The following is a 20,601-nucleotide window of genomic DNA, read 5'->3' as shown; positions in this document are numbered from 1 at the left end:
GCTGATTCCGGGCTTCCGCCCGGCGCGGCGGTGGTTCGCGGCAACTGGACGAACGGTCGCGATACCCGGCCGGGGCGGGCCCTGCCCACCCCGGCCGGTACCGGGCGCCTGCGTGGCGGGGGTTGATGCAGCTCAGGAGTGACACTCGTAGAGGGTCTGCGCCATGCCCATCGGCCCGGCTTGGCCGTTCTGCTGGGCGGCCTGCCCGCCGTAGGCCGCCGGGTCGACGGCGGTGCAGCGCTGATCGATCCACAGCTGCCGCTGCCGGCCGGCGCCGCCGTTCATTCCCGGCATGCCACCGCCGGATCCACCGAGGACGAACTTCAGCTTGCCTTCGGCCGTCCACTGCCGGAGCTGACCGACCGAGGGCGAGTCGTCGCTGCCCATGAACCCGCCCATGCCGATGACCGTCTCGTCGGAACCGATGATGAAGCCCGCCACCATGCTCGCCGAGCTGTCGACGGCCAAGGTGATCTCCGCGCCGCCGCCGTGCTGCTTCGCGTAGTCCAGGATGCGATGCTGCTCGTCGGTGAGCTCGCCGTTCAGCGCGCCCATCATGCCGCCGAACCCGCCGCCCGGGAAACCGCCGGTGCCACCCGGTATCTCCGGGAGGCCGCCACCGCCCGGTGGCGTTCCCGTGCCACCGGGGAAACCGGCGGGCAGCTGCGGCATCCCGCCGGCGGCGTCCGGGGATCCGCCCGGCCGGAAGCCACCGGAACCGCCGCTCGGGCCCGCGGCCGGCATCACGCCGAGGTCCGCTCCGGTCGCGGCGGTCGCCGTGGACCACACCGCCGGGACCAGCAGCAGGGTGACCAGCCCGAGCACGAGCGAGACCCGCGAGAGCGCCGCGCGGCGGGCTTCGACGAGCCGGGCCGCGAGCAGCGCGGCCACCGCCACCACGCCCGCCACCAGGACCGCCCAGCGCGTCCAGCCCTGCCACGAAGGGTCGCGGCTCGCCAGCACGAAGGCCCACACCGCGGTGAGCGCCACCGCGGCGGGCAGCAGCAGCCACCCGGCGGCTCCGTCGCCGCGGTAGGCGCGCCAGAACCGCGCCAGCCCCGCCGCGGAGATCGCGGCGATCGCCGGGGCGAGCATCGTCGTGTAGTACGGGTGCCAGATGCCCTGCGCGTAGCTGAACACCACCGCGGTCACCAGCAGCCAGCCGCCCCACGCGAACCAGCCGGCCCGCGGCGCCGGGTCGCCCGGCTGCTTGGCCGCCATCCGCAGGACACCCTGGACGGCGACGACCACCAGGACGAACAGGGCCAGCGGCAGCAGCCACGCGATCTGCCCGCCGACCGACGCGCTGAACATGCGGCCGAGACCGGTGTCACCGCCGAACATCCCGCCGGCGCCGCCGCCCAGCCCGGACGGCAGGGTGATTCCCTCGGGCAGGTCCGGGCGTGGTCCTCTGCCGCCACCGGGGTTGCCTTCGTTGCCGAAGATCCGGCCGAAGCCGTTGTAGCCGAAGATCAGGTTCCACGCGGTGCCGTCGGTGCTGCCGCCCATGTACGGCTTGGCCCCGGGCCACCAGTCGTGCAGCGCCACCCACCAGAACGACGACGCGACCAGCACGACGCCGGCCCCGAGCAGGTCGAGAACCCGCCGCTTGACCGGCGCGCTCGTGCCGAGGAAGTACGCCAGCGCGAACCCGGGGACGACGATCCACGCCTGCATCATCTTGGTGACGAACCCACAGCCGATGAAAAAGGCGCACCACAGCAGCCACTTCGTCCGCGGACGGCTCGCGTCCGCCTGCACCGAGCGCGTGAACGCGTAGGCCGCCGCGATGAGCAGCAGCACCAGGAGCGTGTCGGGGTTGTTGTCCCGGTTGATCGCGACGGTGATCGGGGTCAGCGTGAGGATCAGCGCGGCCAGCAGCGCCACGTTCTCGCCCGCCCACAGCCGCACCGCGCGGTGCAGGAGGAACACCGCCGCGACCCCCTCGAGTACCTGGGGGAGCAGCAGGGCCCAGCCGTGGAAGCCGAACACCAGCACCGAAAGCGCCTGCGGCCACAGCGACATCGGCGGTTTGTCCACTGTGAACACGCCGTACGGGTCGAACGAGCCGAACAGGAAGTTCGTGAAGCTGTCCGTCATGGACTTCACGGCTGCGGAGTAGTAGGTGTTGCCCAGCTGGCCCGCGCCGATCCGCCACGCGTAGAGCACACCCGCGGCGACGCAGATCCCGGCGAGCGCCCAGGCCCGCCACCGCGTCCCGGATGTGACCGTGACGCGGCCGGCGGGTGCCGCGTGTCCGGCGGCGACTGTCATTCTTCGTCCTTTCGGTTGTCCTTGCGGAAGACCCAGCCGCGCAGGAGCACGAACCGCCCCGCGGTGCCCAGCACCGAGGCCGCGAACAACACCGTCAGCTCCAGCGCGCGTGCGGGGTGCGGGTCGAGCGCGGGCAGTGCGAGCAGCGCGGCCGAGGTGAACGCGTAGTAGAGCCCGAACACCACGAACCCCTGCAGGTGCGCCTTGCTCCGGCCGACGCCCGCGCCGGCGAAGGTGAAGCGGCGGTTGGCTTCGGTGTTGAACAGCGTGGTGAGCACCAGCGCGGCCAGGTTGGCCACCAGTACCGGCCACCACAGCCGGAAGAGCCCGTACAGCACGAGGTTCGCGACGGTGGAGATCACCCCGATCACCGCGAACGACAGGACTTCCCAGAGCCGGCCGCCGCTCGGCGCGCCCAGCACGGCGTCGGGGTGGGCCGCGCGGGGTGCCGGCCGGCGGGGCAGGTCCGCCACCCGCGCGGTGCCGGCCGCTTTCGCGCGGGCGACCCGGACCAGGCCGCGGATGTCGTCGAGCGCGGTCTTGGCGACGTCGACGCGGCTGTCGGTGTCCTCGACCCAGTCGACCGGCACCTCGTGCACGCGCAACCCGTTGTGCTCGGCCAGGAGCAGCAGTTCGGTGTCGAAGAACCAGGCGTCGTCCTCGACGTGGTCCAGCAGCGGCCGGATGACGTCGGTGCGCGCGGCCTTGAACCCGCACTGCGCGTCGGAGAACCGGGCGCCGTGGCTCAGCCGGATCAGCCCGTTGTAGCAGCGGGAGACGAACTCGCGTTTCGGCCCGCGCACCGTGCGGGCCCCGGGGGCCAGCCGGGAGCCGATGGCCAGGTCGGAGTGCCCGTTGACCAGCGGAGCCACCAGCGGCAGCAGGGCGTCGAGCCCGGTGGAGAGGTCCACGTCCATGTACACGACGACGTCGGCGGTGCTGGCCCGCCAGGTCTCGCGCAGGGCCAGGCCGCGGCCCTTGCGGTCGAGGTGGCGCACCCGGACCGAGTCGTGTTCACGGGCGAGCGCTTCGGCGACCTCCAACGTCCGGTCCGTGCTGGCGTTGTCGGCGATCACGATGGTCCAGCCGAACGGGAACTGGTCGCGGAGGAACTCGCGCAGCACGCGCACGCAGCCGGGCAGCGCGCGTTCCTCGTTGTACACCGGGACGACGATGTCCACCGTGGCCGTCGCCGCACGGTGTTCGGGGGAGGTCCGGAGACCCCCGGTCGTGCCGACCGGCATGCTTCCTCCGTTCTCGCTGGTTCGCGGCCGAGCACGACACTGTGTGACCGGTTACGTTGCCCATACGGTGGGCTACCGATCGTGAGAAGCACCTGGACTTCACCTGAGAGAATCGTGAGAAGTGGATCTACAGCTCACGCACAGGCTGGCCGCGTAGCCTCCGCCGGATGCGACTGCTGGTGGTGGACGACGATCCCGACGTGCGGGAAAGTCTTCAGCGCAGCCTGGAATTCGAGGGCTACGACGTCGGTACGGCGATCTGCGGCGCGACGGCGCTCGACGCCGTCGCCGGCGATCGGAAGCCCGACCTGGTGATCCTCGACGTGATGATGCCCGGGGTCGACGGCCTGGAGACGTGCCGCCGGATCCGCGCGGCGGGCGAGCGGCTGCCGGTGCTGCTGCTCACCGCGCGCGACGCGCTCGGCGACCGGGTCACCGGCCTCGACTCCGGAGCCGACGACTACCTCGTCAAACCGTTCGCCCTGGAGGAGCTGCTCGCCCGCGTGCGGGCGCTGTTGAAGCAGAACCGCGGCCGCCGTCGCGCGCCCGCGGTCCGCCGGTTCGCGGACCTGGAGCTCGACCCGCGCACCCGCGAGGTCGCCCGTGGCGGGCGGCGGATGGAGCTGACGCCGACCGAGTTCGATCTCCTGGTGACCTTCCTGGACTCGCCGGGCAAGGTGCTGACCAAGCACCAGCTGCGCCAGGCGGTGTGGGGCACGGAACCCAGCCGTACCAATAACCTCGACGTCTACGTCGGGTACCTGCGGCGCAAGACCGAGGCGGGCGGGGCGAGCCGGCTGCTGCACACCGTGCGCGGTGTCGGGTTCGTGTTGCGGGCGCCGTGAAACGCCGCGGAGAGCGCCGGATGCTGCTGCGCAGCCGCGTCGCGCTGATCACCGCGGCGATCGTGGCACTGGCGATCGCGTCGATCAGCACCGTGACGTACGTGGCCACGCAGCACAACCTGCGCGCGCAGCTGGACGAGACGCTGCTCGGCGGCTGGCCACCGCCCGGCGCGCAGGACCCCGCCCTGCCGAAGCCGGACTGGGCCGACCTGTGCCGTGCGGTGAACCAGGGCCGTCCGCTGCAGCGGTTCCTCGAAGGGGTCCAGCTGCTCAAGGCGGACGGGACGACGTGTTCGCCCGCCGGGGTGGACTCGGTGGTCCTCGAGCCGTCGGACCGGACGGCGCGGACGGTGACGCTGCGGGACGGCTACACGCAGTCCGGCGCGCCGGTACGGGTGCTGCTCGGCCCGGCCGGCGACGGGACCGTCGTGGCCATCTCGCGCAGCCTCGCCGAAGTCGAGAGCACCTTGACCGGGCTGCGCACCGTTCTGATCGTGGTATCGGTGCTGGGGGCGGCGCTCGCGGCCGCGGCCGGCCTGCTCCTCACCCGCCGGACCCTCGAGCCGATGGCGCGGCTGACCGCCGCCGCCGAGGAGATCGCCCGGACCCAGGATCTCGACCTCCCGGTCGCCGTGTCCGGCCGCGACGAGGTCGGCCGGATGGGCCGGGCGTTCGCGGCGATGACCGGCGCCCTCGCCGAGTCCCGCCGCCGCCAGCGGGCATTGGTGACGGACGCGGCCCACGAGCTGCGCACTCCGCTGACCAGCTTGCGCACCAACATCGACCTGCTGGCCCGCAGCGAGCGCACCGGTCGTCCGCTGGCGGACGGGCAACGCGCCCGGATGGTGGACCGGCTGCAGGTGCAGGCGGTCGAGCTGGGCGATCTCGTCACCGAACTCGTGGTGCTGGCCCGCGACGAGCACGAACTGAAGCACACCGACGTCGCCATGGCGGCCGTCGTCCGGCGGGCGGTCCGGCGGGCGTCGAGTCGCGCCCGGGACCACACCTTCGACGTCGACAACGCCGAGTGGTCCGTCCGCGGGGACGCGGGCGCGCTGGAGCGGATGGTCCTCAACCTGCTCGACAACGCGATCAAGTTCTCGCCCGCCGGGTCCGTCGTCACGGTCGGCTCGGCGCCGGGCCGGATCTCCGTCGCCGATGACGGCCCCGGGGTCGCCGCGGAGGACCGCGAGCCCGCGTTCGAACGGTTCTGGCGCGCCCCGGCGGCACGTCCGCTGCCGGGATCGGGCTTGGGCTTGGCGATCGTCGCGGACACCGCGGCCGCCCACGGCGGCCGAGCGCGGTTCGAGGAGCCCCCGGCCGGCCGGGGCACGCTGGTGGTCGTCGAACTGCCTCCGTCCGGGATCGACGCGTCGTAGGAGACGGTGCAGGGGTGGTGAACGCCGCCGTGAGCCCCGATCACGGGTAGGCTGCGGTGGACAGCGCCGGAGTGCCCAGCCCCTGCCCTCGCGACGATCGACCGTCGAGATCACCAGACATGATCATCGTGTCACGCGAGCACGGGCCAGTTCCTCCGCAGGGAACGATTTTGTGCGCTCAGGCGGGAATCCGGTTCGGGTCCACCGCTGTCCGGATCTTCCCGCCGACCGGCATCGCGACCATTTCCCAGGCGGTCGAGGACGCTCGGCTGTCACGTCGCACCCGTTCACCTCCATGCCCTCGAAGGGGTCTCATGATCGTCGTCACCGCGCCCACCGGCCGGATCGGCCACCAGGTCGTCGACAACCTCCTGGCCCGCAACGCGCCGGTCCGGGTGATCTCCCGCGACCCGTCCCGCCTTCCCGCCGAGACACGCGAACGCGTCGAAGTGGTCGAGGGCTCCCACGGGGACCTCGACGTCGTCACCGAGGCGTTCGCCGGCGCCCACGCCGTCTTCTGGCTCGTGCCGGCGGATCCCCGCGCGCCCAGCGTCGAAGCGGCCTACGTCGGCTTCAGCGGACCGGCGTGCAAAGCCCTGGAACAGCATCGAGTCGCGCGGTTGGTCGGCGTCTCGGCCCTGGGGCGCGCTACCGCGCTGGCCGGCGACGCCGGGAACGTGACGGCGTCGCTGGCGATGGACGACCTGATCGCGAGCACCGGCGTGAACTACCGTGCGCTGACGATGCCCTCGTTCATGGACAACATCGCCCGCCAGGCGGCGATGATCAAGAACGAGGGTGTGTTCACCTCACCGATCTCCGGGGACCGCAAGCTCCCGTCGTGCGCCACCCAGGACATCGCCTTGGTCGCCGCCGGTCTGCTCATCGATACGTCGTGGACCGGAGTGGCCGAGGTTCCGGTGCTCGGCCCGCAGGACCTGTCCTTCGACGACATGGCCCGGATCATGTCCGAGGTGCTGCAGCGGCCGATCCGGTTCCAGCGGATCCCCGGCCAGGCCTACAAGGACCGGATGCTGCAGGCGGGGATGTCGGAGGCCATGGCCCAGGGCATGCTCGCCATGGCACTGGCCAAGGACGCCGGCCTCGACAACGCGGTGGCGCGCACCCCGGAAACCGGGACGCCCACCAGTTTCCGGGCGTGGTGCGAGGAAGTCCTCAAGCCCGCCGTCCTCGCCTGACGAGCGAGGCCGGTGTAGTTCAGGCGCGGGGATCGAGCCGGTCGGAGGCGATGACCGGCTGACCTGATGAGCTCACCCACGACGAACGGATCCGAATGCCCCGCACATCCGGTCGGCCCGTCAGACAGCGGGCTCGACCGGATCGGCTCGCCAGGCGTACCGGCCGCGACACAAGGACGTAGGCCACGGCGACACTCACCACGAGAACGAGGCCGACGAGGCCCGCCTGCCGCGCCTGATGCCCGCGGTGTCGGCGGCGGGCACGTGATGCCCAGCCGCCCGGACCTGGTGCGCAGCCGGCGCGGCGACGTATCCGGGAATCAGCGTCCCCGGCTACGAGCGGCACGAGCCGGCCCGCCGCTGGCCAACACCCGGCGACGGCGAGGCCGACGTCGCGGCCCGGCTCGGCGGCACGGCGCAGGGTAGTGGCTCGGCGGCAAACGGGGGGCGTCTTGCCGCCGAGCCGGCTGTCGATGATCGGGACGGTCGGGAGGCGTGCCGGACCGATCACCTCAGTAGAGGACAAGAGGGGTTGCTGCATGCGTTATGACGCGTGAGGCCGGATATCGCCGAGATCGGTGACACGCCGATGCTCGGCGCTCGGCCGCCTGACCCTGCGAGCGGCATGGACACCAACCGGTCCTTCTATCGCTACGCGGCCCTGAAGGCGACTTGCACCCGGCTGGCGCCCTCGGGCTCGCAGGAGACCACTGTGGACAGTCCAAAGGTGGACGAGAAGTTTCCGGAAATCATAAATCCCCAGGCCGAAGAGATCTTCGACCTGGGGAGCGGGGTGTGCGCCATCAGGGACTCGAACCCCGAACCCGCTGGTTAAGAGTCCTCTTAGGACCGAATCGGATGGTGTCGAGTGATGCCGGACAAGGTCGTTTTACTCGGTCGTCGGGTCGCGGTGGTGTCGCCCTGTGTCGGCGTCTGTCGTCGTGTCCGTGCACTCTCGGGCTCCCCTCGGGCTCGCAACTGCCGAGCCGTGCCGCCTGGTCCGAGCGTCTTGTCGGCGCCACTCGAGCGGGAAGCAAGACGTGCTGCCGGGCCCGGGAGCGAGGTGACTGACGGAGGGGGTTGCTCAAGACCTCGCCTTGTCCATCCATCGCCCTTGTGCCGGTCCGGTCGCGCTCGGCGCGGCTTTGCTGTTCGGCCTCTTCGGGCCACGGACAAGCGTCGGAAGCGCCTCGGAATCAACACGGCCGCGGATGTGTCAAGCCGTCTGGTTCGGGACTTTCGGCCCGACTTGCACCACTTCGGCTAACGATGCAACCGGTATCCGCGATCTCTGTGGCAGTGCGTCCACGGGAGGCGCATCCAGGGGACGAAAGCGCGATGCCACATGAACGAACCGACCTCGAGCCGGTCACGCGGTCGTGCGGTCGCCAAGCACAAATGGTGGCTGTGGACCGCCGGTGCTTCGGCCGTATTCGCCGCGATCTTCATTTTACCGTGAGCGTGCTAGTGACTGCGGACAACTCGACACCGCGAGCGGCCGGAACCACGCAGTCTTCGAACACTGGCAGCAGCGCCGATCTGGCTGTACCCGACACGTCGGCCTCGCCCGCCTCGGTGACGCCGACTCCACTGCCGGTCACGTTGACTCAGGGCGGGGCCCAGGTCACGGTCAAGTCGGCCGGGGTTGTCGATGCGATTCAGCTCAACAAGAGCGGATACCGGCCTGGAAGTTCATATGCGAAGTACACGACGGAGCAGCTGGGAGCTGCTACCGGTTCTTCGTGATCACGCCCCGTGTCCTGAACAACGGGTCGAAGTCCATGGATTTGACCTGCAGCCTGCCGATCGACACTCGTTTCCTCGACACGCGTGGTTGCGAGTTCGACGCGATCGAGGCACTTCACGACCTCAAGGGAAACCCCGAAAGCAATACCGGCGCCATCCAGCCCGAAGAGTCGGCGGACATGACATGGGTGTACCGCATTCCGGGGAGCGCGACCCCTGGCAAATGGGTTTTCGTCGACCTTGGGGATGGCAGTCTCGGCCAGACCGACTACGCCGGGATTCAGCTTTAGCGATCGAGCCCGTATTCACCGGTGCAGTCCAAGATGCCCTTCTCCACGCCTGTCCCGTTACACCCCTTCAGATATAGGGAAGATCGTACGTTGTACCCGTCGGGCTCGCTGTGCACAGTTCCGTTGGGGTTGTCGGGCGTCTTCTTCGCGGACCTGGCCCACATCAACGTCGCTTTCGGCGATACGGGGCTGACGGAGAACGTCTGCATCTCGGCCACGCTGTCGAGGTCCTGATCGGTGTGGCAGGTCGAAGCGCGATCGGCGGGGCTCGTCCCGTTGCCATCGCCGAACGAGAACGTGAGCGACGAACCGCTCGGCCACGTCAAGCCGTTCGTCGGTGGGAACACCGCCTCCACGTCCGCGACCACGCCGGTGAAGTTCCGGGGGACGTCGGGCTCGGAACTGGTGCCCGACAGCTGACATCCGGGCAAGAGGCGGTCAGGGGTCAGCGCCGTTTCCTCGTACCAGCGCACGGTCACATCGGCTCGGTAGCCGTCGTTGTCGGTCAGGTGGAACACGCTGGTCTTGTGCAGCGGACCGTGCTCGATGCTCGGGGCGGCCGACAGTTCGGTTGTGGGCGTTGGCGCAGCTGATGTGGTGGCTTGGGTGGCCGACGGTGAAACCGGTGGGCCGGCGGCTTGATTGGCGGCGGGCCCGCACGCCACGCTGAGTGAAACGACGGCGGCGGCAACGGAAAGCCGGTGGATCCTTCGCATGGCGGTTCTCCCGATGGGCGCCGGTCAGTGGCGGCTGAGTTCGTACAGCGGCGCGCCGCTGCCGGTGTACACGGAGATGTGGTCGGACGAGTCGAGCGCGGCTTCATACGTCGCCTGGTTGGGTTGCTGCGTCACGGTCAGCGTGTAGCGGCCGTTCGTCCCTGGGCTGTCGCTCACCGCGCATGTCATCGGCCCGCCGATGTCGAGTTGCTCGCGCCCGTTGTAATAAAACCCCTCGCAGCGACCGTCCTCCCCGAAGACCTTGATGCCGCTGCCATCCGAAGCGGTCCAGTTGCCGGCGAAAGCCTCGGCCCCGGTTCGCCCGCTGTCGGGTCGAGTCGCCGCCAGCACGGCGGCGACCATCGCCACCACCAAGACCAGCGTTGAAAGCCCGGCAGCCACTGGGTTCCGGCGGGCGTAGTTCACCACCTTGTTCCGGTTGGTGATCCGGACGTTCCGCCCGGAGATATCGCCTGTTGTCACACTCCACTGCGGGCTTTGTGCCGTTTGATGTCCGGAACCGGTGCGGACCGGGGTCAGTTCGTGCAACGCACCAGCGAACTGCTGATCCTGGCTCGCCGCACGCTCGAGCGTGCTCAACGCCGCGGTGTGAGCGTCAGCCGGTACGTCGCCCCCTGCCTTTGCCGCGGCCAGAAAGGCTCGGATCGACGGGTCGTCGGAGAGTTTCTCCATCACCACCGCGAAAACCTGCCGAACGACGGTTTCGAGCGCTTGACCGGTCAGACCTTCGACGTTTGCCCCCGCGCGGCGCGAGGTGCCCCGAGCCCAGGCTGAGAGCAGCCTCAGGATGATTTCCATGTGGGTTTCTGTCCCCGCCTCGTTCTCCGGTTTGCCGCCGCTTCCGCGGCGACGGCGAAGCCTTTCAGGGGCGGGCGAGAACTGTCTTCAACCCAGGGTGGAGATGGGATCAGCTCGTTCGATGGTCCCGTGTTTCGAGGAGCCGCCAGACCGCTGCCGCGACGTCCTGCTTGTCTTCGGCCTCGAAGACGCGCAGTACGGCGTTGATGTGTGTCTTGACCGTCGCTTCGGCGACGCCCATCGCCGTGGCGAGCTCACCGTTGCTCGGAACCCGGCCGTCGTTTCCGAGCCGGCGTCCCATCATCAGCACCAAGTCGCACTGCCGAGTAGTGAGCGTCGCGAGCCAAACCGCGACCCGGCGGTGTTCGTGCAGCTCACGAGCCCAGAGGTCGGACAGTAGGTGTTCCAGCCGGCGTTTGGCCGAGCGCAACGCGACCTCGGGATCACACGCACCGGTCTGCGCACGGCGTAGGTCGCGGGTAACTTCGTCGTGCACGGCACCCAGGGCGGTCAGCGTGTCGCTGACCAGTGAGGCTGACGTCGCTCCGTCGGACGTAGCCTCGTCGCGGGATGACGCCGACTCGTGTGCCAGCTGGGCGCTGTAGGCACTGGCCAATTCTTCGAGCGCCGCCACCGCGGCTGTGTCGTAGCAGGCCGGCTGGTAGGTCTGGATCGAGAGGAGACCGACGACGGTCTCGCGGGCGCCGTCGAAGATCGGGACCACGAGAGCATCTCGCGAAAGCTCGTCGGTCTTGCCGAACGGGATACCGCTGTTGAGAAGGCGGCCGTCGTCCGCGGAGAACCGGTACGTGCGTCGATGGCGGCGGACCCAGTCCGCCACCCCGCCGGGGCGGACGGCATGCGAACCGGGCAGATCGAAGACATCACCGTCGTACTGGTGGTGGTAGTGGACGGAGTTCTCGCCGATGAACTCGGCTACGTAGAACGCGTCGACCGTCGTGATCTTCCGCATCGCCCGCAGGAGCACGTCGTGTTGTTCGAACCTCCGGCCCCGGTGCCGCGCCAGCTCGCCAGCGGCTTCCGGGACGGCCGGTCGGCGGGGCAATGTGGCCTCCAAGCCTAGATCCTCGGTTTTCCCGGGGTGAGTTTGCCTGGGCTGTAGGTCCACGTGGTGTGAGCGCGGCCGCTGGGACAGCAGTCGGCGTCGTCGGGGTGATACCAGTCCTCGGTTGCCTCGATGCGGTTGTGGGAAATGGCGATCGTTTCGACCGCGGAGGTGAATGTCTGCGGAGTCTGCCGCTGTGCCGTGACCACGCCGAGCGGGGCGGGTTTGCCTCCTTGGCCGGTGATGATCACGTACCCCTGACCGGGGACTCCGTTGCCGCCGCTGTAGTTGCAGTAGACGTCGATGGCGGCCTCGTCGTGGCCGTCGCCGTCCAGATCGCCGTACACGACCTTGCCGGTGGTGCCTGCGTCGAGTGGGCCGTAGCGCGAGGGGATCCCGCTGGCGGAGCCGTTGCGCAGGGTGAAGTCGCCACTGGTGCCGCACAGCGCGGCGGGGACACGGACCGAGGTCAGTTTGCTGCGGTGCAGGTCGGCGGCCGGGATGTGAACGCCGACGTTGACCGTGAAGGTGTCGGTCCCGGTGACTGTGCGGACGATTCCTTGCAGTCCGGCGGCAAGCAGGCTCACGCCGGTGCTGAGGACACCGATCACGACCTTCACCGGTCCGCTGGCTTGCTTTCCCGCCGCGACCGCTGCGGTGCTCACGCAGGAGAGCACGGCTTTGGTGAGACCGGCCACGCCTTCGACGCTGGGGGGTGTTGCGAGGTGTGCTGCCTCGATCGCGTCACCGAGGCAGCGCATGGCGTCGGCTGAGGTTTCAAGCCGTCCGGCGTCGATGCCGAAGACGGTGAGGGCTTCCTCGACGCCGTACAGCAACGCCATACCCAAGTAGGTCCCCGAGTCGGCCTTTCCGGTGATGACACCGGGGAGTTTGGCGATCGGGAACCGGTAGGTCCGAGGAACGCCGGAGATGAGGAGCCCTTCCGCGTAGGGCTTGGTCTTGATGAGGGTGTTGTAGCCGGCGAGCACGGCTGCCTTCGAGACGTCCACGCTCCCGGTCGGCTCCAAGGTCGCGTCGGGCGCGGCGTGGAGAAGCCATGGAATCGGCGAGTTGGCCGTCACGGTGACGACCGCTTGGTCGTTCTCGAGGCGGAGGCACGACCACACGGGATTTCCGGCGACGGATCCGCCGAGTGTCACGGTGGTGCCGTCACCGGCTGTGGCAGCCGGCTGGGCAGCGCAGTCGGGCCGAGCGGAGGTGATTCCGGTCGTCTGCCCGGCGAAACGCTTGAAGGATTCGGTGAACTTGCCGAAGTCGAAGAAACCCGGCCAGAAGGTGCTGAGGTGATCGACCTGTGCGGTCACAGTGTGGCGGCCGGAATCGAACGTCGCCGGGATCAGGTGTGTTTCGGTGGTGCCGGACGCAGTGGTCAGCACAACTCCGGATCCGCCCGCGGGCGGGGGCGTGGGCATGGAGAAACTGATCGACAACTGCTTGGCCGGTTGGATGCCGCCGATGAGTTCCAGGCGGATCCCGCTGCCGGTTTCGGTGACCATGGCCGCACCGGTCCCGAATGGGTCGCCTGTGCCCGTGTCCGCAGTGAGTACAGTGCCCACCGGCGCTACTCCGGCCGGGCCGGTGACGGTGATGCCGGCGATCGAGAGCGTCACACCCTGCTCGGTGACCTCAGCCTTGTTCTCCTGGCTGCCAGGAGAAGCGTCGTCGCCACGGGTGAGGACGACGATCGTGCCGACCACGACCAGGCAGACGACTGCAGCACTGATCGTGATCGACCATTTGACACGGTTGCGGATCACGCTCCTGATGTCGCTGCGACAGCTGTGGCGTGTTACTAGGGTGGCCTTGTTGTACCCGAACGCGTTGAGTTCTGCTCCCGACTTTGGGGTACAGATTCTTGAAAATGGACTTGTAACGATTTCAGCGTCTCCGCCGATCCGGCGGAGACAACCACGGATGTCACCTGTTGGGTTGCTCGTTTTCGGCCGGGAGAAACCGCCGCTGCTTGTAACAGGAGCAGCCCGTTGGGCGCTTTAGAGGAGCGTAGCGCCGGACGGACCAACCGTGGCGGCCATTTCCCAGCGATTCTGGAGGCCGGGTGCCAGGGCAAAGGCGAACGCGTGCGGCGGTAGCGGTGTGGGCGGGAGTCTTCCTCGCCGCGACCACTTTCGTGGTGGTCGCGGCCACCAGCGATGCGCGTCCGGACCTGAACTTCCAGCAGGAGGGACACTGGGTCTACAACCCGGCCGAGCAAGCGGCATTCCACGTCAACGGCGGCACCAAGCAGGTTGACGCCCGAACGGGGAAAGTGCAGCTCACCGGTCCCGTCGCGATGGGCCAGGGAGACCGCCAGCTGAGCGCTGTCGGCGGTGGCAAGGCCGTGGTGTTCGGCAAGTCCGATCTCGCTGTGGCGGCCACCATGGCCGCACCCGGCGGGGACGTCCCGGTCAGCCTCGAAGTTCCCGGCGGTCCGTACTACGTCTACAAGCAGGCAGGCACCGTGGTGAGGTTCGCGCAGCTGCCGCCCGTCACCATGCGAGCCGGCGGAACGGTCGGTGAACCTGCGCCGCTGGCCGACGGCACGATCTGGTTCCAGCGGGTCGACAACGGTGCCTTGTGCCGAGTGAAGCGCGATGCCGGTGACGTGCTCTGCCCGGTGAACACCGTTGGCAAGCAGGGGAATGTGGTGGCCTCCGGCGATCAGGCGGTGTTCGTGGATCCGGCGGCGGGAACCGTGACGCCCTTCGGAGACCGGGGGGCCGGTGCCGCGGCGAACCTCGGGGTGCGAGTCAGCAAGGACGCGCGCACGGCGACCGTCGCGGTCGCCGCCCGGTTGCCGCTGGTCGATCCGGCCGGCAATAACCTGATCCTGGCCGGGCTCGATGGCGTCGGTGGAGATCGTCCGACGTCGGCACCGATCACCGTCGGACTGGGTGCGGGCGACTTCGCCACGCCGGTGACGTCCACCGACGCTGTTGCAGTGCTCGACCGCGCCGGCAGGCGGGTACTGACCTTCACCCCGGACGGCAAGCAGAAAGCGACGACGCCCCTGCCTGAAGGCGCCGGCGAGCCGCGGATGACGCGTGGTCAGGACGGACGGGTCTACGTCGACGCCCAGGACGGCGCCCACACGGTGGTGGTCGACCACGACGGCTCGGTCACCACTGTCGGCATCGGGAAGCAGGAAGTTCCGTCCCCGGACACTCCGAAGACACCTCGGCCCCAGGTGACCCCGCCGCCGGTGGGGCCACACGGCAAGACCGCGGCGCCCCCGGCGGGCAAGGGAACGAAGGACCCTGCCAAGGTGCCGCCGAAGGCGCCGGGAGCACCGGACTCGGTCCAGGCACAGCCCGGCAACACCACGGTGAAACTCTCCTGGAGCGAGGCGAGTGCGAACGGCGCGGCCGTCACCGAATATCGGGTGAGCTGGCGCTCGACCGCCGGAGGTGGCACGGACGGTGCCCTGAGTGCCGGAGGAAACCAGCTCCAGACCGACGTGCTGGGCTTACGCAACGGCGCGACCTACGTCTTCACGATCGTTGCCGCCAACTCGGTCGGCACAAGTCCTGGCGTCGATTCGCAGCCGGTCACGCCGAGCTCGGAGGTTCCCGGTGCGCCGGGCGCGCCGACGGCTAGCGCGGGCGAGGACGGCACGGTCAAGCTCGCTTGGGCTCCGGCCGACGGCCAGGGCCACCAGATCACCGGCTACACGGTGACCGCGCACGGCGCCGACGGCAGCACGACGGCCGCTGGCACGTCGACGGAGGCTTCGCTCACCACCGCGGTGGGCGTGCTGACTCTTGGCACGGCCTACACGTTCACCGTGACGGCCGCGAACGAACTGGGGCTGTCCAGTGCCGACTCGCCGTCGAGCGGAGCCGTGTCGCCCTACTCGCCGGCCACCGCGGTCGGCGGCCTCAGCGCTGCCGTCGACGACTCGACTGTCACCCTCACCTGGAGCGCGCCCGAGCTCAACGGCGGTGACTTGGCCGGATACCGAGTCGAGGCCGATGGCCTGACACCGCAGACGGTCACGGAGCCGAAGGCGACCTTCAGCGGACTGTCGAACGGCACCAAGTACACCTTCACCGTGCGGGCACAGACCCGCCAGCGCGGCACGACCGGGGCCACCGTGGACGGCGCCCCGGCGTCGGCGGATGCCACTCCGGGCCGGGCGCCGATGGTCGACGTGACCGGAGCATCGAGCAGCGGCGACCGGCAGATCACCTTGACGGTGAACGTCTCCGACTACAGCAGCGGGGCGGTCACCTGCCACGTCGTGTTCAACGGCACCGAGCGTTGGACGGGCGGCTGCGCGAGCGGCAGCTCGATCACCGTCGGCAGCCTCGAATACGCGACAACCTACGACATCTACGTCACCGGCGAGAACAGCTTCGGCCGCGGACCCACGGGGTCCCGCGGGGCCGCTCGCACAAACGACCCGCCACCCCCACCGCCCCCGCCCCCGGCGGTCTCGGTGTCCAAGGGCGGCCGCTACTCGGGCTCGACGTGCACCGACCCGAGCTGTGCCTACGTCACCATCTCGGCGCGCAACTTCGCCGCCAACACGAGCTACTCCGTTTCCTGCGTATCGACTGTGGACGGTAGCTACTACACGTATTCGGCGCGGACCAACGGATCCGGCGCGTTCGACAGCTCCGTCTGCTTCTTCGGCTACCGCGGCAAGCAGGTCTGGGCCGTAGTCGGTTCCGTCGAATCCAACCACCTGACCTGGTGACCGCGGTTTTCGTGAACGAGGAGAAGAGAATGAACCCGCAGCTGACCCCGGGCGACGCCTACAGCCTGATCTCGGCCAACGTGCAGCGCGTCGTGCAGGGCAAGCCCGACGTGGTCCGGATGGCGATCGTCGCCATGTTCGCCGAGGGCCACGTGCTGCTGGAGGACGTGCCCGGCCTCGGCAAGACCACGCTGGCCCGGTGCCTGGCGGCCAGTGTCGAAGGCACGCTGAACCGGATCCAATTCACGCCGGACCTGCTGCCCGGCGACATCACCGGTGCGTCGATCTACCACCAGAGCAGCGAAACACTCGAGTTCCACCCGGGCGCCATCTTCGCGAACATCGTGCTCGCCGACGAGATCAACCGCGGCACGCCGAAGACGCAGTCGGCCCTGCTGGAAGTGATGGCCGAAGCGGCGGTCACCGTCGACGGGCAGCGCTACGCGATGCCGCGGCCGTTCCTGGTCCTGGCGACGCAGAACCCGATCGAACTCGAAGGCACCTACCGGCTCCCGGAGGCACAGCTCGACCGGTTCCTCGTACGGCTCGCCGTCGGCTACCCCGGTCACGACGCTGAAGTGCAGGTAGTGCTCGGAGACATGGCGGGCGCGACGCCCGCGCAGCTGGGACCGGTCATGAACCGGGAGGCACTCGCCGGCGTCATCGCCTCGGTACGGCAAGGCCAGGCGCACCCGGCCGTCTGCTCGTACGCCGTGAGCCTCGCGGAGGCCACGCGACAGCACGAACTGGTGCGCTTCGGCGCGAGCCCGCGGGGCAGTGTCGCCCTGATCCGGGCCGCACGGGCATGGGCGGCGACCGACAACCGCGGCTACACCACACCGGACGACGTGAAGGCCGTGGCGGCGGCAGTGCTCGAACACCGGCTCGTGCTCACACCGGAAGCGGAACTCAACGGGCGCAAGCCCGCCGATGTCCTCGGCGAGGTGCTGCGGGCGGTTCCCGCGCCCGGTGGCACGGCGACGGTCCGGGGCTGAAACCGTGCCGTCCATTCCTGCCGCGCGCGGCCTCCGGCTGACCCGCCGCGGCATCGGCCTGCTCGGTGCCGCCGCGTTCTGCCTCGCCGCGGGGATCGGCCTGGGGTTCCCGCTCCTGCGGCTGGTCGCCGGTGCGGCGATCGCCGTGGTTGTCGCCGCCGTGCTGAGCTGTCTGCGCCGGGTGAACATCGACGTGCACCGGGAACTCGTGCCCGACCGGGTCGAACGGGGCGACACCGCGGTGGCCACGCTCACCCTGACCAACCGCTCGCGCCGCCGCAGCGGTGGGTTCACCGCCATCGACCCGCCCGCCGAGGACGCCCGGCTCGCCGTGCATCCGCTCGCCCCGGGGGCATCGACTGAGCGGGTCTACCGGCTGCCGACCCAGCGGCGCGGCGTGCTCACCGTCGGCCCGCTGACCGTCCGGCGCGCCGACCTGCTCGGCCTCGCCGTCGCGGACGCCCGCGGCGGCAGTACGTCGACCCTGCTGGTGCATCCTCGTCGGCACCGTGTCGGCGTGAGCCTCGGCGCCCACCCGCGTCACCACCACGAGGGGGTCATCGCCCCGCGGCCGATGGCGGGTTCGGCCGACCTGCGCGCTGTGCGCGAGTACGTGCTCGGTGACGAGCTCCGGCACGTGCACTGGCGCGCCACTGCCAAGACCGGCCGGATGATGGTCCGCGAGTACGTCGACCCGGCTCAGCCCCGGTTCACGGTCCTGCTCGACGACCGTGAGGGGGCGCTCGACGAGGACGGGTTCGAGGCGGCCGTGGAGATCGCCGCTTCACTCACCCACGCCTCCGCGTCCGCGGGTACCCAGACCCGGTTGCTCACGACGACCGGTCTCGACCTGCACACGCGAGGCGGCCTGACGGGCAGCCGCGTACTGCAGGACGCCCTTTGTGCTGTGGAGCTGGGCACCGCCGAGCTGAACCCGGAGGTCCTGGTGTCACGGTGTGATCGCGGTACCAGCCTGGTCCTGCTCGGTGGCACGTTCGAGACCGCCGTCGTCGGCGCATTGGGCAAGCGGGCGCGAGAGGTGACGTTGTTCGACTTCGGCCAGTCCCAGCCGGTCGTGCTGCCCGGCGTGACCGTGATCAAGGAACGTGACGCTGTCGTGGCCGCAGCGGCCTGGAACCGGGTGGTGGCCGCATGAGCCGGTTCGCGGCGTGCGCCGCGGTGGTCGTCGCGGCCGGCGTCGGTGGGTTGCTGTTCCAGCCGGTGTTCACGCTGTCCGCGCTGTTGGCGCCGGTGCTGGCCGTCTGCGGGGCAGTGGTGGTCGCGGACCTAGCCGCCGTGCGCGCGCCGGCGGTCCTGCGAGTGCCTCTGGCCCTGGCGTTGGGGCTGGTGGCCCTCATCGCCACCGTGCTGCGTCCGACGTTGGACGGAGTCCTGCCGACGGCGGCGACGCTGCACGTACTGGGCGACGGTGTACTGCGCGGGTGGCTGCGCACTCTGGAGAGCACCTGGCCCGCTCGACCGGAGCCGGATCTCCTGCTGTTCGTGCCCGTGCTGGTGCTGCTGATCGGCGTGCTCGGGGTCGAATGCCTTCGCCGGGACCGCAGCCCGCTGGTGGCGTTGGTCCCCAGCCTGGCGCTGGTCGGGCTTTCGCAGGCGTTCTCAGTGGCCGACGACGGAAACGCCTTGCTGTTCGGCGGCGGCTACACGGTGGCTGCGGTCGTCGTCCTGGCTGCGGCGAAGTCGGCGGAGAACCGGGCCGGGCCATCCTCTGGACATCGGCGCACGGCGCAGCTCCGCGGTTCGCTCGCCGGGTATGCACTACCGGCGGTGGTGACCGTCGTGGCGATCGCGGCCGGCTGCTTGGCGTTCACGGCGTGGACGCCGCTGAGCAGGCCCGCCTATTCGCTGCCCGCCCACCACCAGCCGCCGGCGGTCACTTCGGTGCTGGCCAACCCGCTCGACGAGATCGGCTCACGGCTGGCGACCCCGGCCGCCGAGGTGTTCCACGCCCGCGTCTCCGCGCCGGTCGACCGGTGGACCGTATCGGTACTCAACCGCTTCGACGGGGTGAACTGGACGAGCAGCGCGCGATTCCGGCCGCTGGGCAGCTCGCTGCCGGCCCTCACCGGGGTCCCAACCGGCGGCCCGGTGGCCGAAGCGGCCGTCGCGCTCGCCTCGGCGCCGGGTGCCTGGCTGCCCACGGTCACCCGCACCGACCACGTCGAGGGGGCCAGCCCTCTGGTGGACACCACCACCGGGACCCTGCTGTCGACGCAGGCCACGGAAGGCCTGGCTTACCGGCTGTTCTGGCGCCCGCCGTCGGTGGACGCCAAGAAGCTGACGTCGTCCGATGTGGACGGCGCGGCGGACGGGCTGGAACCGGTCGGGCAGCTGCCGAAGGAGATCGCACCGCATCTGCGTGAGGCCACCGGTGGATCAGGCCCGTCGCTGCGGACCGCGTTCGTCCTGGAACAGTGGTTCCGCAAGAACTACAAGGTGGCGTCGGGAGAGGACATCCCGACCGGGCACGGCTACGCGCAGCTGGAGTTCTTCCTCGGCTCGAGCAAGCGTGGCACGAGCGAGCAGTTCGCTACAGCCTACGCCGTCCTCGCCCGCGCGGCGGGACTGCCGGTGCGGGTGGCGGTCGGGTTCCGGCAGCCGACGGCTGCGGCGGGCGGCTCGATCGTGGTGCACAACGGTGACGTCCTGGCGTGGCCGGAAGTCGCGGTCCGCGGCGTCGGCTGGGTGCCGCTCGACCCCACCGGCACGGCCACGGCGGACGCCGGAAGGCAGGAGAGCAGCGTGGCGCAGGCCACCGACGACGCGCGCAAGAACCTTCCGCCGCAGCCGGACACCCGGCCACAGCCGACGCCGGACGTCCCGCCGCAGCTCGCGGCGGACGGCACTCCGTGGTGGGTGTGGGCCGCGCTCGCACCACTCGCGTTGCTGCTGCTCGCCGTGCTGACGCCCGTCGTCGTCAAGGCCGTCCGGCGGCAGCGTCGCCACCGCGGTACGCCGGAGGAGATCGTGCTGGGCGCGTGGCTCGATGCTCGCGACCGGCTGCGAGACCGCGGCGTCACGGTCGTGCCCGGCATGACCGTACGGGACCTCGCGGTCGAAGTCGGCGCAGGCTTCCCTGCCGCCGTCACCCATGGACTCGCGGAGCTTTCGCAGTGCCTCGACCTGGCGTTGTGGTCGGGCTGGGACGTTTCGCCGGATGTGGTGCGACGGGCTTGGTCGGCGTCTGACGCGGTGCGAACTGCCAGCCGGGGCACCCTGCGCCATCGGATCGCCTCGGTGCTGGCAGTGCGAAGTCTCTTGCCCGTACGAGCGTGAAACCGATCGGGCGC

The 20,601-nt window shown here is 70.0% G+C and carries 15 protein-coding genes; 9 read left to right on the top strand and 6 right to left on the bottom strand.

All coding sequences use genetic code 11. The annotated features are described in order from the left end of the window. Window positions 1–132: 132 nt before the first annotated feature. Together OHS18_RS20420 and OHS18_RS20415 are read right to left on the bottom strand one after the other, a co-directional pair. Window positions 133–2,274, bottom strand: a complete 2,142-nt coding sequence (locus OHS18_RS20420) for an ArnT family glycosyltransferase (protein WP_328618118.1) — start codon at window positions 2,272–2,274, stop codon at window positions 133–135. Further along, window positions 2,271–3,518 carry a bifunctional glycosyltransferase family 2/GtrA family protein gene (locus OHS18_RS20415; RefSeq protein ID WP_328618117.1) on the bottom strand — a complete coding sequence of 416 codons (1,248 nt, stop codon included), beginning with the start codon at window positions 3,516–3,518 and terminating at the stop codon, window positions 2,271–2,273. Before OHS18_RS20415 ends, OHS18_RS20420 begins: the two co-directional genes overlap by 4 nt. Window positions 3,519–3,685: 167 nt before the next feature. On the opposite strand from OHS18_RS20415, the gene OHS18_RS20410 reads away from it, so the two are divergent. The 5 genes from OHS18_RS20410 to OHS18_RS20390 all read left to right on the top strand — a co-directional run bounded on the left by OHS18_RS20410 (window position 3,686) and on the right by OHS18_RS20390 (window position 8,977). Beyond that, window positions 3,686–4,363: a response regulator transcription factor gene (locus OHS18_RS20410; RefSeq protein ID WP_328618116.1), complete on the top strand. Its 678-nt coding sequence runs from the start codon at window positions 3,686–3,688 to the stop codon at window positions 4,361–4,363. Between the two features lie 20 nt (window positions 4,364–4,383). Beyond that, the gene (locus OHS18_RS20405) at window positions 4,384–5,742 is read left to right on the top strand and encodes a sensor histidine kinase (protein ID WP_328618115.1); all 1,359 of its coding nucleotides are present in this window, start codon (window positions 4,384–4,386) and stop codon (window positions 5,740–5,742) included. A gap of 314 nt (window positions 5,743–6,056) precedes the next feature. Continuing rightward, on the top strand, window positions 6,057–6,941 hold the full coding sequence (locus OHS18_RS20400; protein ID WP_328618114.1) for an NAD(P)H-binding protein: 885 nt from the start codon (window positions 6,057–6,059) through the stop codon (window positions 6,939–6,941). A 553-nt stretch (window positions 6,942–7,494) separates the two neighbouring features. After that, window positions 7,495–7,776, top strand: coding sequence for a hypothetical protein (locus OHS18_RS20395; protein WP_328618113.1), 282 nt, complete (start codon window positions 7,495–7,497; stop codon window positions 7,774–7,776). A gap of 907 nt (window positions 7,777–8,683) precedes the next feature. Then, window positions 8,684–8,977, top strand: coding sequence for a hypothetical protein (locus tag OHS18_RS20390; RefSeq protein ID WP_328618112.1), 294 nt, complete (start codon window positions 8,684–8,686; stop codon window positions 8,975–8,977). On the opposite strand, the gene OHS18_RS20385 is transcribed toward OHS18_RS20390, so the two are convergent. The 4 genes from OHS18_RS20385 to OHS18_RS20370 all read right to left on the bottom strand — a co-directional run bounded on the left by OHS18_RS20385 (window position 8,974) and on the right by OHS18_RS20370 (window position 13,356). Continuing rightward, window positions 8,974–9,693, bottom strand: a complete 720-nt coding sequence (locus OHS18_RS20385) for a hypothetical protein (RefSeq protein WP_328618111.1) — start codon at window positions 9,691–9,693, stop codon at window positions 8,974–8,976. The two genes, OHS18_RS20390 and OHS18_RS20385, sit on opposite strands and share 4 nt — an antisense overlap. Before the next feature lie 24 nt (window positions 9,694–9,717). Further along, on the bottom strand, window positions 9,718–10,512 hold the full coding sequence (locus OHS18_RS20380) for a hypothetical protein (protein ID WP_328618110.1): 795 nt from the start codon (window positions 10,510–10,512) through the stop codon (window positions 9,718–9,720). Between the two features lie 109 nt (window positions 10,513–10,621). Further along, window positions 10,622–11,485: a hypothetical protein gene (locus OHS18_RS20375; RefSeq protein WP_328618109.1), complete on the bottom strand. Its 864-nt coding sequence runs from the start codon at window positions 11,483–11,485 to the stop codon at window positions 10,622–10,624. Window positions 11,486–11,592: 107 nt separating this feature from the next. Beyond that, window positions 11,593–13,356, bottom strand: coding sequence for a hypothetical protein (locus tag OHS18_RS20370; protein ID WP_328618108.1), 1,764 nt, complete (start codon window positions 13,354–13,356; stop codon window positions 11,593–11,595). 374 nt (window positions 13,357–13,730) lie between these two features. Here OHS18_RS20370 and OHS18_RS20365 point away from each other — a divergent pair, with 374 nt between their 5' ends. The 4 genes from OHS18_RS20365 to OHS18_RS20350 are packed head-to-tail and all read left to right on the top strand — an operon-like array spanning window position 13,731 to window position 20,587. Beyond that, window positions 13,731–16,295 (top strand): fibronectin type III domain-containing protein, encoded by a 2,565-nt coding sequence (locus OHS18_RS20365; RefSeq protein ID WP_328618107.1) that lies wholly within the window; start codon window positions 13,731–13,733, stop codon window positions 16,293–16,295. A 29-nt stretch (window positions 16,296–16,324) separates the two neighbouring features. Then, window positions 16,325–17,290, top strand: coding sequence for an AAA family ATPase (locus OHS18_RS20360; protein WP_328618106.1), 966 nt, complete (start codon window positions 16,325–16,327; stop codon window positions 17,288–17,290). Between the two features lie 4 nt (window positions 17,291–17,294). Beyond that, window positions 17,295–18,446, top strand: a complete 1,152-nt coding sequence (locus tag OHS18_RS20355; protein WP_328618105.1) for a DUF58 domain-containing protein — start codon at window positions 17,295–17,297, stop codon at window positions 18,444–18,446. Beyond that, complete coding sequence (locus OHS18_RS20350) at window positions 18,443–20,587, top strand: transglutaminase domain-containing protein (protein ID WP_328618104.1); 2,145 nt, start codon at window positions 18,443–18,445, stop codon at window positions 20,585–20,587. The genes OHS18_RS20355 and OHS18_RS20350 overlap by 4 nt, the downstream gene beginning before the upstream one ends. Window positions 20,588–20,601: the final 14 nt, after the last annotated feature.

The sequence above is a fragment of the Amycolatopsis sp. NBC_00355 genome (genome assembly GCF_036104975.1).
In the GTDB taxonomy this organism is placed as follows: Bacteria; Actinomycetota; Actinomycetes; order Mycobacteriales; family Pseudonocardiaceae; genus Amycolatopsis.
This window is presented reverse-complemented; position numbering and strand designations above follow the sequence as displayed.

Coding starts and splice junctions, on each gene's coding strand:
- OHS18_RS20420 (WP_328618118.1), bottom strand. CDS start 2,274: ATGACAGTCGCCGCCGGACACGCGGCACCCGCCGGCCGCGTCACGGTC.
- OHS18_RS20415 (WP_328618117.1), bottom strand. CDS start 3,518: ATGCCGGTCGGCACGACCGGGGGTCTCCGGACCTCCCCCGAACACCGT.
- OHS18_RS20410 (WP_328618116.1), top strand. CDS start 3,686: ATGCGACTGCTGGTGGTGGACGACGATCCCGACGTGCGGGAAAGTCTT.
- OHS18_RS20405 (WP_328618115.1), top strand. CDS start 4,384: ATGCTGCTGCGCAGCCGCGTCGCGCTGATCACCGCGGCGATCGTGGCA.
- OHS18_RS20400 (WP_328618114.1), top strand. CDS start 6,057: ATGATCGTCGTCACCGCGCCCACCGGCCGGATCGGCCACCAGGTCGTC.
- OHS18_RS20385 (WP_328618111.1), bottom strand. CDS start 9,693: ATGCGAAGGATCCACCGGCTTTCCGTTGCCGCCGCCGTCGTTTCACTC.
- OHS18_RS20380 (WP_328618110.1), bottom strand. CDS start 10,512: ATGGAAATCATCCTGAGGCTGCTCTCAGCCTGGGCTCGGGGCACCTCG.
- OHS18_RS20375 (WP_328618109.1), bottom strand. CDS start 11,485: ATGCGGAAGATCACGACGGTCGACGCGTTCTACGTAGCCGAGTTCATC.
- OHS18_RS20360 (WP_328618106.1), top strand. CDS start 16,325: ATGAACCCGCAGCTGACCCCGGGCGACGCCTACAGCCTGATCTCGGCC.
- OHS18_RS20350 (WP_328618104.1), top strand. CDS start 18,443: ATGAGCCGGTTCGCGGCGTGCGCCGCGGTGGTCGTCGCGGCCGGCGTC.